The 14174-nt window shown below is 36.3% G+C and carries 16 protein-coding genes; 15 read left to right on the top strand and 1 reads right to left on the bottom strand.

All coding sequences use genetic code 11. The features are described 5' to 3' along the window. Window positions 1-154: 154 nt before the first annotated feature. From ACFELV_RS00275 to ACFELV_RS00345, 15 genes are all read left to right on the top strand, one after another. A complete protein-coding gene (locus ACFELV_RS00275; RefSeq protein WP_375326246.1) occupies window positions 155-583 on the top strand; it encodes a hypothetical protein in 429 nt (142 codons plus the stop codon). A 442-nt stretch (window positions 584-1025) separates the two neighbouring features. Further along, window positions 1026-1799, top strand: a complete 774-nt coding sequence (locus ACFELV_RS00280; RefSeq protein ID WP_375326247.1) for a TraB/VirB10 family protein — start codon at window positions 1026-1028, stop codon at window positions 1797-1799. Between the two features lie 57 nt (window positions 1800-1856). Beyond that, window positions 1857-2207 (top strand): hypothetical protein, encoded by a 351-nt coding sequence (locus ACFELV_RS00285; RefSeq protein WP_375326248.1) that lies wholly within the window; start codon window positions 1857-1859, stop codon window positions 2205-2207. 18 nt (window positions 2208-2225) lie between these two features. After that, window positions 2226-4943, top strand: coding sequence for a TraC family protein (locus tag ACFELV_RS00290; RefSeq protein WP_375326249.1), 2718 nt, complete (start codon window positions 2226-2228; stop codon window positions 4941-4943). A gap of 15 nt (window positions 4944-4958) precedes the next feature. Further along, window positions 4959-5222, top strand: coding sequence for a conjugal transfer protein TraD (locus tag ACFELV_RS00295; RefSeq protein WP_375326250.1), 264 nt, complete (start codon window positions 4959-4961; stop codon window positions 5220-5222). Further along, window positions 5223-5837, top strand: a complete 615-nt coding sequence (gene traW / locus ACFELV_RS00300) for a type-F conjugative transfer system protein TraW (protein WP_375326251.1) — start codon at window positions 5223-5225, stop codon at window positions 5835-5837. A 5-nt stretch (window positions 5838-5842) separates the two neighbouring features. Continuing rightward, window positions 5843-6925 carry a conjugal transfer pilus assembly protein TraU gene (gene traU / locus ACFELV_RS00305; RefSeq protein WP_375326252.1) on the top strand — a complete coding sequence of 361 codons (1083 nt, stop codon included), beginning with the start codon at window positions 5843-5845 and terminating at the stop codon, window positions 6923-6925. Further along, on the top strand, window positions 6895-7632 hold the full coding sequence (trbC, locus tag ACFELV_RS00310) for a type-F conjugative transfer system pilin assembly protein TrbC (protein WP_375326253.1): 738 nt from the start codon (window positions 6895-6897) through the stop codon (window positions 7630-7632). Before traU ends, trbC begins: the two co-directional genes overlap by 31 nt. Then, entirely contained in the window at window positions 7629-8600 is a 972-nt protein-coding gene (locus tag ACFELV_RS00315; protein WP_375326254.1) for a hypothetical protein, read from the top strand. The genes trbC and ACFELV_RS00315 overlap by 4 nt, the downstream gene beginning before the upstream one ends. A 27-nt stretch (window positions 8601-8627) precedes the next feature. Beyond that, window positions 8628-8750, top strand: a complete 123-nt coding sequence (locus ACFELV_RS00320) for a hypothetical protein (RefSeq protein ID WP_375327470.1) — start codon at window positions 8628-8630, stop codon at window positions 8748-8750. Next, window positions 8728-8886, top strand: a complete 159-nt coding sequence (locus tag ACFELV_RS00325) for a hypothetical protein (protein WP_375326255.1) — start codon at window positions 8728-8730, stop codon at window positions 8884-8886. Before ACFELV_RS00320 ends, ACFELV_RS00325 begins: the two co-directional genes overlap by 23 nt. After that, window positions 8876-10312, top strand: coding sequence for a conjugal transfer protein TraH (locus ACFELV_RS00330; protein ID WP_375326256.1), 1437 nt, complete (start codon window positions 8876-8878; stop codon window positions 10310-10312). The genes ACFELV_RS00325 and ACFELV_RS00330 overlap by 11 nt, the downstream gene beginning before the upstream one ends. Window positions 10313-10358: 46 nt before the next feature. Then, window positions 10359-11183: a conjugal transfer protein TraG N-terminal domain-containing protein gene (locus ACFELV_RS00335; RefSeq protein WP_375326257.1), complete on the top strand. Its 825-nt coding sequence runs from the start codon at window positions 10359-10361 to the stop codon at window positions 11181-11183. 7 nt (window positions 11184-11190) lie between these two features. After that, window positions 11191-11865 (top strand): conjugal transfer protein TraG N-terminal domain-containing protein, encoded by a 675-nt coding sequence (locus tag ACFELV_RS00340; RefSeq protein WP_375327471.1) that lies wholly within the window; start codon window positions 11191-11193, stop codon window positions 11863-11865. 55 nt (window positions 11866-11920) lie between these two features. Continuing rightward, window positions 11921-13000 carry an IS4 family transposase gene (locus ACFELV_RS00345; protein WP_375326208.1) on the top strand — a complete coding sequence of 360 codons (1080 nt, stop codon included), beginning with the start codon at window positions 11921-11923 and terminating at the stop codon, window positions 12998-13000. Between the two features lie 635 nt (window positions 13001-13635). Here the strand turns inward: ACFELV_RS00345 and ACFELV_RS00355 are convergent. Further along, on the bottom strand, window positions 13636-14133 hold the full coding sequence (locus ACFELV_RS00355) for an SH3 domain-containing protein (RefSeq protein ID WP_375327472.1): 498 nt from the start codon (window positions 14131-14133) through the stop codon (window positions 13636-13638). Window positions 14134-14174 lie beyond the last annotated feature (41 nt).

The raw sequence follows: 14174 nt of genomic DNA on the forward strand, positions 1-14174 counted from the left end.
AGTAGTATATGTCCAAGGTTTATTATAGCCTAAAAACTACTATGATCGTTCTATGACGGTTTTCTTAACTCCCCGATCACCAAGGATCATAAGCTAGGTACCTAGGTGATCAAAACTTAAAAACTTTAAGTTTAACCAAAAAGAGAGACCGTTTATGACTAGCAAAACAGATAAAAAAGCAATAATCTTTCTGGAGCCACCTTATGGTCCTGCTAGCCATCAACTCAGACAAGATATTGTTGCTGTCAGCAAAAAGAATAAGCTAACCATATTAAAAATTATCCAAGCTAAAGGAGTACATGATTCTTTAGCTTTTTATAAATTAATCAACAGAGTTATTAGTTGGCGTACCAAACCTGTCACTATCATAATTGACAAGGTACTTTTCAACTCACCGCTTAACCTGCTACTTTGCTGCATACTCGGCACTTTATCAGCTACTGGCTTAATCACAATCTGTACTTATAACATAGATTATTCAGGATTAAAACTGCAATTTTTAAACAAGCAAGAAAGCAATCTTTTATATGTTGCTGCTGGCTATTTTAAACGCATACTACCCTTGATAACCAGTGAAAGATAGTATTGCAATGAATTAAATAGCAACCATAGATATACTCTTTTGAAGCATTGGTTTCGCAAAACTTCGGGGCAACAGCAAAACTCTATAACATATCTACTATTTACGCACGCTCTCACCCTTTGTTTTATGTTCCAATTTCGTAAGATAATTCGAGTATACAACACCAAAGATACAAGGATCTGTAAGACTCAAACGTCAGCAAGTTGCTACAATTAAACAAAAACGTAAACTGCAATATTTAAGGTTAAATATGTAGCAACTCGGCATTTTTAATGACACTACTTCTGTGTTATTAATTATGTATCAAGCCTTTAAAAAACAATGATAAATAATTTTAGTAAAAATTTAACCTTAAGTTTTCCCAGCTAAAGCATCAAGTAGTAACTGATTATTTTCAATGATTACTTCCAAGTACTTGATGACTTGTTGCAAGTACCAAATAATGCGGCAAATTCATGAAGAAGGCAGAAGCAATATTAAAGATTTGGCTAATGAGACAAATATTAGCGCCATCAATTTAACTAATGCAATAGAATTTGATAGACCAAAAGATGCTAAGATTTACATACCAGAAACCTCTTATGTTAGTGGCTACTTACTTGGTGGTCTTGCGGTATCTACCGCCTTACATGCCCCGGATGAGAATGCTACTTCTGTAGTAATTAGACTAACAGAGCGGGGCAATTTGCCAAAAAACTTTAATCTTGATATTGCTACCTGCCGCATTTTAGGTAGCAGCTACGGTGACTTATCAAGTGAGCGAGCAATTATTCGGGCAGAAAAAATGGTCTGTATTGACCCTACCACCCAGCTAGTTACTACCAGTAACATAGCTGGCACGGTGCATGGGCCAGATGGGATGAACGGCATTAAAGGTACCGTGATTGCTACTAGTAGTAAACATATTAAAAATGCTCTTGTGGGCGGAGTGATTAGCGGCCTAAGCCAAAGTAGTAAAGGTCAAGATAGTATGAGCATCACCAGCTTTGGAGTTGCCACGCAGCAGAAAGGTTTTAAGGATATGGTAAGTAGCGGTGCTTTATCAGGAGTCTCAAATGTTTCTGAGAAAATAGCTGATTATTATTTAAAAATGGCAGAGAGTATGTCACCGGTGCTAACTATTCCTGGCGGTGTAAAGGTAGATGTTATCTTTATGAAAGGCTTTTTTGTCGGAGAGATCAGTACCCATAAAAAAATTAAGCAGGAAAGAAAATAAGCAAAGCTAGCAAGTAAAAATTATGAGAGCAGAATAATGACAGGGAGAATAGTGATAATGATCATAACAATAAGAAGCAAAGTAGTGCAAGGAATATCTTTACCCAGCTTGTTACTGACGATGTTATTGAGTTTATCTAGCTGCGGTAGTTATGGTTCATCATTTGCTTGCAAAGACGCGCGTGGTTTAAATTGTGTGCCCTTAAGCATAGTTGATCAAAGAATTAATAGCGGAGAAATTGCTGAAGTAGAATTAAAGGACAGGACAAAATGTAAAGGAAGATACTGCTATGTTAGAGCCTTTGCAGAAAAACCTAATATTAAACCTAATACAGTGCATAAAATAAAGTTGCAGCAAGAAACTGATCAGAAAATACTTAAAGACGGCAACTTATTATATATCAAATAAGGCAAATTAGACGATCATATGAACATAGATAATTTCTTACAAAATATTGGTAATATTTGCGGTCTTACCGTTCCTGCTGAAGGATCATCTCGAAGTGGTAAGCTATTGCAAGAACACATCAACAACAATACCAAAGGAGCAAAATCTTTAGCTGAGTATTTAAGCTATCGATATTTTGACCCTAAATGTAATATTTTCTTTAATGCGCATAACGTCATAGGGTTCATGTTGGAAATATCCTTGATAGTTGGCTCAGATGTTAATTTGGAGAAGAACTTAAGCCTATTTTTTAACAATGAATTACCAGTAAATTGCTATTTACAATTTTTACTGATTGCCAGCCATAATATAGAGCAGAAGTTAGAATTATGGAGTAATGCTAGAAATAATCCGAATCAGATGTTACAGCAATTAACAGCATTTCGCAAAGAATTTGTCCGTAAACGTGCCAAAGATTTTGTTAAATCAGATGGCAGAATGGCTCGGGATTTTCGGATATATGTCTCTTTTAGCAAAAAAAGTGATGCTAGTAATAGAGCTATCGAAGAAATAGTGGCTTTCCAAGGCAAATTAGTGAAAAAACTGCAATCAATAAAATTATCTCCCCGTATATGTGATGCGCAGGATCTGATGTTTGTCGCCGCTGATATAGCTCAGATGACAATGCAAGAAAGAGTCCGTCATCAATATGATCCAATCAATCCTTTAGCTAGTCAAATATTGACGCCACTATCAAGAACTATTGTTAAAGAAGATAGTCTAATTCATCTAGATAGTATTGATAACGATAATAGCTTAAAACCACACAAGTTAGTATCTAATAAGTTAGTTTCTAAATGTTTTTATCCAACTATACTGCCAAAACAATGGTCTTTACTTGAGATGATTAATTTACTTGGCTCAAACGGTGATTATGGCCTACCAGCCAGGTTAATCATTAGCTATACCGTAGCTAATAATGTCAGTAAAACGCAAAGCTCAAAGATTTTGGCACGAGGCCATAGAAGCATTCATGCTGCAGAGCAATGGTATGCCAGGCATGATACTAATTTAAAAAAAGAAGCTCTAGAATGGCAAGAAATAATGGCTCAAGCTAAAAATGGCCAGCAGTTCTTGACAGAAAGTCTGCAAATAATGATTACTGCGCCGGAAGCTGAAATAGAGATAGCACAGGAATGCTTAACTAGTTTGTATAATACCTATGACTTCCAATTACAAGTCAACAAAAATCTACAATTACCAGCAATGCTCTCGATATTGCCAATGCAGCAGCAGCTTAGCTGGAACTATTTGCAGCATTTTCAGTTGGTTAAGATTGCGCAAGGTAAAGAAGTAATAGCTAAGCTGCCAATCCATGGTGAGTGGAAGGGAGTGATGCAAAGCGGTGTACTATTATTAGGACGTAGAGGTGAGTTATTTAACTGGAACCCATTTGTACGTATTAATGCTGGTAATTACAATGTAGCTGTAATGGCACCATCTGGTTCTGGTAAGTCAGTATTTTTGCAGGAACTGGCTACCTCAATGCTCGCACAACAGCTTTCCGTATTTATCTTAGATATCGGTGGTAGTTACCAAAATATTTGTGAGTTAATTGGCGGAGAAACGATTAGATTCAATCAGCATAATAATATTTCGTTAAATCCTTTTGCCCAAATAGCCGGTAGTGGCACAAAACATGCTAAGGCTCTTTCTATGCTGGCTCAAAACTGTAATTTAGGGGAAATAGGATCAGTTACTGGCTTATCCTTAGAACAAATTGAGATGCTTACTGTTAGTACTCAGGTTACAGCTCAAGTTCAAACTCATTTAGAGCAAAAAATAGAGATATTACAGATAGGCGATCATTTTGTTACGAAAGACAGTATCATCTATGCCAAAAGCATTATAAGTGCGATGTGTGGTATTAGCAAGGATGCTCATAAGGAAGCGATCATTGAGCGAGCAATAAGTGAAGCGATAGGGAAATATGGCAGTTTACTTGATATTACCAAACTTGCTAAAGTGTTAGCCGAACTAGAAGGGGTAGGTACAGCGCAAGCTCTTGCCGAGACTTTATACCCTTATACTGAAAAAGGAGTACATGGTAAATTCTTTGCGCGCAGCAAAGCTGCGTCATTTCAAGAGTTACTAACTGTTTTTGAGTTTGAGGAGGTTAAGAATGATCCAGTATTACTAGCGGTAATACTCCAGGTAGTATTGATGCAAGTAACTATCCAGTTTTTAACTAGTGAACGGTCAAAGCAATTTTTGCTGATAGTTGATGAAGCTTGGATGATTTTAGATTATTCGGCCAAATTCTTAGAAAGCTTTGGCAGAACTGTGAGAAAATATGGCGGCTCATTAGTGATTTGTGTGCAAAATTTTACTGATTTCCAAAAAAGTGATGAGCGTAAGAGTATTTTAGAAAATAGCGCCTGGACGGTAATATTAAAACAAGATGAGAAAGGACTAACTTCATTTAGCCAATCAGCAGGCTTTAAAGATATGCTGCCGTTAATTGAATCTATTAGTTTGCTGCCCGGTAAATATGCAGAAATGCTGCTGATCTCTACTGGCTTAAAAGTTGTGGGCAGGCTAGCACTTGATCCATACTCGCAAAGCTTGTACTCAACAGAAGCAGCTGATTTTAAATATTTACTAGAAGCAAGACGTAAAGGACTTAGCAAAGATGAAGCTGTCAAAGCTTTAGCAAAAAAATATGGCGAGTTACCACTGATCAACAATAACCAATAAAGATAGAGGAGTTTAATGAAAATGCACTATCCGTTTTATAGCAAAACAAACAAATACCATATGCCCAATCACCATACTAATGATTTAGCACGCAAACAAGATACTAGAAAAAAGATACTACTTGGAGGTTTGGTAATAAAAGCAGGTTTAGATTATTTACATCCACAGGATGTAGATGTTCTTTATGGCCTGTTGCTAGCAAATAAAAAGTTACTTACTAACAAACCAGAAATAGCGGCAAAGTGGAGAGAGATTGGTAAAGATTTGAAGAAAATATAAATGAAACAAATAATACTAACCATGATTTTAGTAATTCTGCCACAAATAACTATGGCTAAGGATTTTGGTAGATATGGAACGGTTTTTAAGGTTCAAGAAGAAGGATTTTTAACAATGATTCAAAGAAAACTGCAGTTAGTCAATATAGAACAGGAGAAAAGCAAAATGCTAGAAATTGCTAGAACTCGAATAGAGGAGCCAGTAGCTGTTACCAATATCAAGCGTACCCAAAAAGCACAAAGTTTTATCTATGAACCAAGCTATATAGTAAGGCAGGATATTATTTTACCAGATGGCACGCTACTTTATGCGCTAGGTACCAGAGTTAATCCACTAGATCACATGAGTTTAGAGAAGAAGTTAATATTTATTGATGGTAAAGATAGAATGCAAATAGAGTGGTTTAAGCAGCAACAAAGTAGCGGTGTAGTCAAGGAAGAAGATAAATTAATATTAATAGCTGGTAGGCCACTTGATTTACAGAAGGAACTGGGTCGAGAAGTATATTTTGATCAAGCAGGAATTTTAACAACTAAATTTAAAATTGAGCAAGTACCAGCAATAATTGAGCAGGAAGGAAAAGTTTTAAGAGTAAGGGAAATTAAGATCGATTAAAAAATATGACAAGTAGCATACATAACAAAACATTGAGCCTAAGGGTAACTACAAAATCTCCTACTCAAGTAAAAATTATTTTACTGATCATAGCAATTTTTATGCCATTTTCAGTAAAGGCAAATATTACCTGTAAGGGACATTTTGTTAATCCAATTACTGATATTTGTTGGAGCTGCATAATGCCCATCAGCATAGGCAATGTCATTAATATCGGTGGTGGATTAATACCGAAAAAAAGAGACACTAAAAACCCATCATCACCTATTTGTGTATGTCCAAGAGCAAATATTCCGGTCCCAGGTATCACCATAGGATTTTGGGAGCCAGTAAGACTAATTGATGTTACACGAACACCTTATTGTCTGACTAACCTTGGCGGGATTTCTCTTGGATCTGATGTAAAAAGAATTAGTAGTTTTAATAGGGGATATGATGATAGGCATGTGCATGATAGTTTCTATCACGTGCATTATTATATTGATCCGTTAATTTACTGGTTAGAGCTGATTACTGATTTCATCTGTTTAGAGCAGTCTACCTTTGATGTGGCTTATATGAGTGAGTTTGATGTTACGTGGAATGATGAGAAGTTGCAGAGTTTGCTAAATCCAGAAAGCTATTTGTTTGCAAACCCTATAGCCCAAGCAGCTTGCGGCTTAGATTGTGCAAGTAGCACAGCTAGGATACCGCTTGATAGTATGTTTTGGTGCGCTGGTTGCTGGGGTAATATGTATCCATTTAGTGGTGCTAATGCTGATCATGTTGGCGGGGTACAAAATAGTAGCCTGCTAGCTACTAGAATAATTGCTAAGATGCACCGTATTGGACTGGCGCAGGAGACTTCTACTAGTGAAAATACTCAGGTAGCAGGTGGCGGTAAACTATGCCGTAAATCCAGGGCGTTAAAGATAAAAAAGAGTCAATATAAGCTACAGATGGTGAATCCAAAATCAACATCAAGCGGGATTGGTTGTTGGCCACTTGGACTTAGTGATATGATGTATTCAACGTTTAAAGAATATCCAGATTCAGGACAAGATTGGGGGTATGTAGTATGGCGAAAAACGAACTGCTGTTTTTTTTGAAAGTTTTACTACTTGCTATAGTAACTATCAGTAGCAACATCAATGTTTATGCAAAAGATGTAAGTAAGACAATTAACGATTGTGCTAGTAATGCAGCTAGTAGCACAAGTACAGCAAGCAATGAATTACTACAAGAAGTGAAGAATTTACAACCAACAGATGAACAACTGAACTGGGGTAAGGATGCCAGAAACGCAGGACAAATATTAACCAGAAACGCTATGTGGCAAAAGCTGGGTGAATTAGATGCTCAGCAAAATAAACAACAAGCTAAGAATTTAGCTGATCAAGAATTAGTAGCTAATGAGTTTGTTGATCCTAAAGCAGTGGTAAAAGTATTTGTAAGTAATGGGATGCCCGAAAATTTACTGCGCCAGTATCATAGGCAGGTAGTTCAGTATGGTGGGACATTGGTATTTAAGGGATTGCCAAAGGGTAGTTTTAAGGAATTAGCAAAACTAGTAATGACAATATCAGAAAATGGTGAAGCTGGTAGTATGCAAATAGATGATGAAGCCTTTGATTATTTTGCTATTTCCACTGTGCCGACGATTTTATTGATCAAGGAAGAAGATTGTTTAGGGGAACAATCTAGCAAGGTTACTTACGATAAGATTACTGGCAGTATAGGAATAAAAGTAGCTTTAGAGAAATTTGCCGCTAATGGTGATTTATCCCAAGAAGCTAAGAGGTTATTAGAAAAATGAGTGTTAATAACAAACCAAGATTTAGATTTATAGCAGTTAGACAACAAACTATTAGATGGCTAAGGATTGGAATATTGATAATGTTACTGCTAGGCAGCATTAGTGCTAAGGCTGAATATCGGGATCCAACTACTAAGACTAATGTTAATAAGATAGACCCTTTCTTTACGGAAAATATTGATAATTATCCAGGATTTACGCAAATGTTAGAAGAACAACAAGCAGCTGTAGTAAAAGGAGTGGAGATTAAGGCTGGTTTTAATGATTTAGTAGGTAGTACTCAGGTAAAAGCTAAAGAGGCAGAACTCAGTAACATCAGGGCAGAAGAGCTTGAAGATGCTGGAATAAGAGAATCTCTCAAAGAAAATTGGCTTAATGAATATCTAGTGGATTACTCTAAACCTGGCATGATGCAACATCAAGAAGATGCAACTAGAGTAGCTGAAGGCACAGGAAAAATGATGGCAGGATTAATTGCCTTATTAAAAAAGTTAGATATTGATTGTAAGCAGGTCAAAGGTGATACGCTAATAGAGCCGCAATATTATCTTCAGCTTGATACAGCACTTGAGAGACATAAAGGAGATACGGTGTATGAGCAGATTATCTGTGAAGAATTACGTAATAAATATCAGTGCACTGATAAGATAGAGGTAAAATGTGTACAAAAAACTGCCAGAGAGTTAAAGCCAACAACTATTCGCCTAGCTCATCATGAGATGCCAGATCACTGGTGGCTTGGTAGAGGTAGAGATGGGGGAATGTGTTATGGCGGTATTCAAAATACTACTGATAGATTTGCAATATTTAATAATAGCCCAGCAGTGCTAGCTGAAGTGAGGCAAAAAATTATTCAGAAAACTGGACATAGCGATATTGAGGTACCAGAGCAAGAAATTATGTTTTTTAGCGGTGGTGATGGCGTATCCTTAGCCGGTCTTAGTATCAGCGGTAGAGTAGTGCTATAATATGGCTTTAAGGTAGAAGCAATAAGTCTGGATAGTAGCAAGAGTCAATTTTTTAAAACCCATCAAAATAAGTCTCTTGCTGAACAGTTAAACTTACAGAAGGTTCCAACAATTGTCGCAGTTACTAATGATAGCAAGATCAACTGTTGAGTTAATGCGAGGTGCAGCATCAATGTCAGAGCTGGAAGAGGCGGCAATATTTGCTGTTGAATACTTAAACACTTATCCCAATAGCCAGAAAAATAATCCAGGTAATAACTTTAAGGTAACAGAAAATGGCAATTAAGAATTTGGTTCAGATAAAGCTAGTTCGGATAATAGTTACAGTGTGGTTAGTATTGATCCTTACAAGCAGCAATAGTTATGCCGGCATTGAGAAATTAATTAACAGCGTTATGCCAAGCTCCACTATGAGTAATGTAACGAAATCAGCGATAGTACAAGATCAATTAGCAGGCCATATGGTTGGTGGATCGGTGCTACTTAAGTCAGCGCCTATAGAAGATTTACAGCTTATTAACTTTCAAGCTCCTACCTGCAAACTTGGAGGGCTGCCTTGTGGAGCACAACTTGATTTAAGAGCTGGGGCCTTATCATTTATTAAAAGTGCTGCTATGGAGAGATTCCTGAAAGAGATAGTCCAAAATGTTGGCGGTTATGCAGCAATTATGGCGATTAAAACCATCTGTCCGCAATGTGAAAATATTATGACTTATTTAGAACAAATGCAAAGAAATATTAACCAGTTCAATATTAATTCTTGCGATATGGCTACTCAGATCAGTAATGGTATCATAAGCAGAATCAATAAAGGCGCAGAGCTTACCCGCCAAAGTGACTTGGTAATGTCAAAGGGTGGCAGTGATATGGCCGATATTAGAGATAAAGCTAAAATAGATAATGGAGATCCTACTAAAACCAATAAGGAGCTGGCAAGTTTACTAGGTGATAGTTTTAACTTGGTCTGGAAAGCACTGACCAAGAAAGCAAGTAGTGGCGGTGATGCAACTAGTTTTAAAGAATTATTGATGAGCATTTCAGGCACTATTATTGGTACAAAAGATGCTGAAGGACGCCGCTCTATAAGTCATAAAAAGTCGCTAGTCAATAAAGACTTAATAGAAGACTTTATTGGCATCAGAAGCGGCAATGTTATGCTTGAACTATATCAGTGTGATGAGCTAAATTTATGTTTACTTCCCAAAAAAGCCCAAACCAAATTATCCGCTAAAGATACATTATATGGCAGTATTAATGAGATGTTGGTTTCTATGGTGAAAAAAATAAAAGCCAATAATGGCAACTTTACAGAAGAAGAGGAGAGCTTAATTGCCTTATCATCTATCCCACTCACTAATAAGATTCAAAGAGAACTGGCTACTAACGCTGATAGCGCTTATTTGACAGTTCGCATGGCTGAATTTGTGGAAAGCCTATGTTATGACGTTATAACTAATTATCTGACCAAATTACTACAACAAACTTCTGAAGCAGTATCCGAGCTGTCTTACTTGCAACTTGCCGATATCGGGGTATTTACCAACTTTGAGCAGGAAGTTAATAATACCATCAGTTTCTTGGTCAGTAGCAGAGAAAATGCTTTTAGGCGCTATAATATTATCGAACAAACTAAGATGAGAATGTTACAAGAGGAAAAGTACTTTGAGATGAAGTTTCAGGAGTTTATGTCCACTAATGAACTGGATGGCTAATAATAGATTAGAAATTGAGAAAAACATAAATAATAGGTAAAGAACTATGGAACTTGACTTGAGCATACATACTTACGGTTATTACGATGCTTTATACTATGTATTAAATGGCCTGGCAATGTTACGTAACAGTGAGTTTTATACAGATTTAGTCAATAGTTTATGTATTTTGACTGGCTGTTATTACTGCGTGCGTATGACTTACAGTAATAGTAATATGGTATGGCGGGCATATGTACTGAAAATATTGGGGATGATTGTGCTAATTAACGCCTTATTACTACCTACAACAGCAATGATTATTAAAGATCATGTCAGTAAAAAAATAGGCAAGGTTGATAATATTCCGATGGCTTTTGCGCTACCTGTTGGCATATTGGAAGAATTTGGCCATTTGGTCACTCTTGGTTTTGAACAAGTATATGCGCCCATTGAAGCGCTGAGCAGCTCTACCCTACCGATATTTTCTTATTATAATTATGGGATGTTATTTGGTGCCCGGCTAAAAAAGGAATTACGGCAAGTTCGGATTAAAGATCCAGAATTTGTAGAAAATATGCGTTCTTTTATCAAGCAATGTGTGGTATTACCAGCAATGATAGGCTACCAGTTTACTCCTAAACAATTAATAGATACTCCAGATATTTGGAAATTAGTAAGCAGTAAGGCTGGTACTTTAACTCGTCTTTACCTGCGGGTGGGAGGTGATGTGCGTAATGTTACTTGTAAAGACGCAGCAAATCTCTTTGAAAATTATTTTGCTGGAGAAACCAACAGAGTAATTGCCAAAAATGCTAATACTGAATTTGCTTTAGCAAGCAATAGTGCAGATTATGGCGTGCCAAAATCTGCCATAGCACGGTATATTTGAGAAAAATATTAGCGCTCTATATGGAGGTAGCCAGAAAGCAGGTGATATCCTACGTCAGCAAATGATGATTAACAGTATCTCTGATTATACCGCCAGTAACTATGCAGTAGCACGTGCTAGAACTAATCAAGAAAGTAGCTGGCTATTATCAAGTGATATGGCAAGCTTATATTTACCAATGTTACTGGTAGTAATAAAGTGCATAGTCTATGCCTCTTTTATGTTTTTAGTACCTTTGTTAATTTTTAGTGGTGGTATAGTAAAATACACCTCCTATTTGACTTTAGTTGCTTCCCTACAATTATGGCCATCCTTAAATGCCATTATTAATATGATTATGGGTACTTATAGCAATTTAAAGACTGGCTCTAGTTTAATGCTCAGCTTTAGCAGTAGCAGCACCATCCTAAATCATGTCGATACTATAGTAACAGTAGCAGCAGGTTTGCAAATGGTCATACCATTTTTAGCATTTGCCATTATGCAAGGCGGCGTTAGCAGTCTTGGCCATTTAGCCGGATCAATTATTGGCGGACTACAAGCAACATCGGGTAGCATAAGCGCAGAAGTAGCAAGTAGTAACAGAAGCATTGATAATGTGTCAGAAGGAAATATACAACACTATACAAGATCGGGCATAGTACCCCACAGATTTTACAGGAGGGTTAAAATAATAAATTGAATAAGTGACTGAGAGTCACTAATCTCCGCTGAGAAACAAGCAACAGGAGGTATTAATGGACTCTCAATCACTATACCAAATATTATACATATTTTTAGATTGGCACCCAGCACGAATTAAAACATTTGCAGAATTAATTTGTGCAGTAGTAAAAGCTAAAACTGTGAGAATCAAAGAATTAGCACTGTATGTCGCTTCTAAAGGCAATTTGCATGCCAAGATTGTTAAAGTTGAGCGTTTGCTTTTAGAACAAAATATGTGCTTTATAAGTTTAGGGAAAATTATTGTTAAATTGCTCTGTCTAACAGGTAAAATTAGCCTTGCCATAGATAGAACCAGCTGGCAATTTGGTATTAAAAATTTGAATTTTTTTGTTGCAACTATCGTTTATGGTAATATTTCAATTCCTATAGCATGGTTGTTACTTGATAAAAAAGGCAACTCTTCTACTAATGAAAGAAAGAAATTGATTGAGCAAATTTTAACAATTATACCTAAGGAAATGATAGAGCTTATCCTTGCCGATCGGGAATTTGTTGGTGAGGAATGGTTGCAATATATGGGTGGAATCCAAAAATTACCTTTTGCTATCAGGCTAAGAAAAAGTGAGAAGGTCAAGCATTTCAACGGTGGCAAGATGAAGTTGAATAAATGTTTTGCCGATATGCAAATGGGTGACACTAAAACTATAGAAAGCAAAATTTACAATGGTATGGCAATTAAAATAACTTGTTTGCAATTAGAAAGAGAGCAACTATTTATTGCTAGTAATGTGCTTATTGGTGAATGTGCTTTGCTAGCATATAAGCAGAGGTGGAGCATTGAGCGACCTTTTCTGTCTCTCAAGTCATCTGGATTTAATATTGAAGATACCCACATTACAGATCAAAAAAAGCTGGAAAAACTATTTGCAATAGTATCTTTATCCTTAGCTATTTGCGTGCTTGCTGGTGACATTAAGAACAAAATTTATCCTATAAAGATCAAAAAACATGGTCGTAAATTATACTCATTATTTACTTACGGATTTGATTGGATAAAAGATTATTTTTATAACTCGTTAAGTGATACCCCTGCTATGTTGTTTTCATTACTACGAAAACACATTATGCATGCCTTTCAACTTCAACAATAAGTGTGGGGTACTATGATCTTTGCGTTATAATGGTTGGTCGGCGATGTTGGCGCAAAAGATTTCGTTTGCTGATATGCATTGAGTTTGTTGCCTCTATTAAAATAACTCTTCATATTACGTACCTTATATTTTAAAGCTTAAAATAACTTATAGTTTAATGTCGCACGATTAATAGGTCGAAATTTTCTTAATGTCAAATTAATTTGTTAATTAATATTAATTTAATAATATAGCCTGCGGTATTTAGTTGGTGACACTTGAATTTAAAGGTGAGGTTACGAAAGCAGTATAGAGGTAGGACAGAAGAGAAATCAAGATATAGTCAATTGATGAGAAGTTGGTGACGTCGTTACTCGTCGCTCGCCTATTATCTATAGGCTTCGCTCCATCGCGCCTAGCACCAAATTCTCCTGAATTGACTATAGTAGCAGGAGCCAAAGGGTCAAGGAGCAAAAGCAGTACATATTAGTACGTTGCTACCTTGAACCCTGAAGGACGACAACGCAACTCTTGATTTTCATCGAGTATAGCTACAATAATCTAGGCAGTGAGGTTAATATAATTTGAATATATTGAAGTGTTTTATAATCTGGTTAGTATTTTTATTTGGCTAATGATTTTTTCCTTCACACAGCCTAAAAGTTTTCTGTCTTATATACTCCCCATATAGCTGATTTAGGAAGCCATCCTGTTTTATTTTTACAACTTACTTGACAATAATCATTTTGGCACTTATTAACTAAACACCGGACTTTGCTATGTACTTTAGCTTTAATCTTATGTGTATCGTTAGGTGATTTAGTGATGTTTACTATATAGGGGCTAATTATAATCACGGATCTTTTGCCAGATAATACACTTGAATGTACCCACCCTCCTTCTCCGTTAATATCCCGTATTTGCCTCCATTGTTCATATTCTGCTATAATTTCTATGGGTTCACCTTTTTTAATAAATACCCATTCTATAGAGGATTTTATACTAGGACCCACCCTAGCGTTTACTTCGTTAGATTTTATGGAAGCAAAGCGTGGGAGAGCAAGTTTTCTGTTTTCAGCTATCCCTAACATAGGAATAACAATTAAAATGGCGCAAATTGGCGCACGAAAATATAATCTTTGCCAAAGGAACATGAATAATTTGTACAACATATTGATTATTTGGTTGGCTAAAC

This window comes from Candidatus Tisiphia endosymbiont of Nemotelus uliginosus, assembly GCF_964264835.1.
Classification (GTDB): Bacteria; Pseudomonadota; Alphaproteobacteria; order Rickettsiales; family Rickettsiaceae; genus Tisiphia.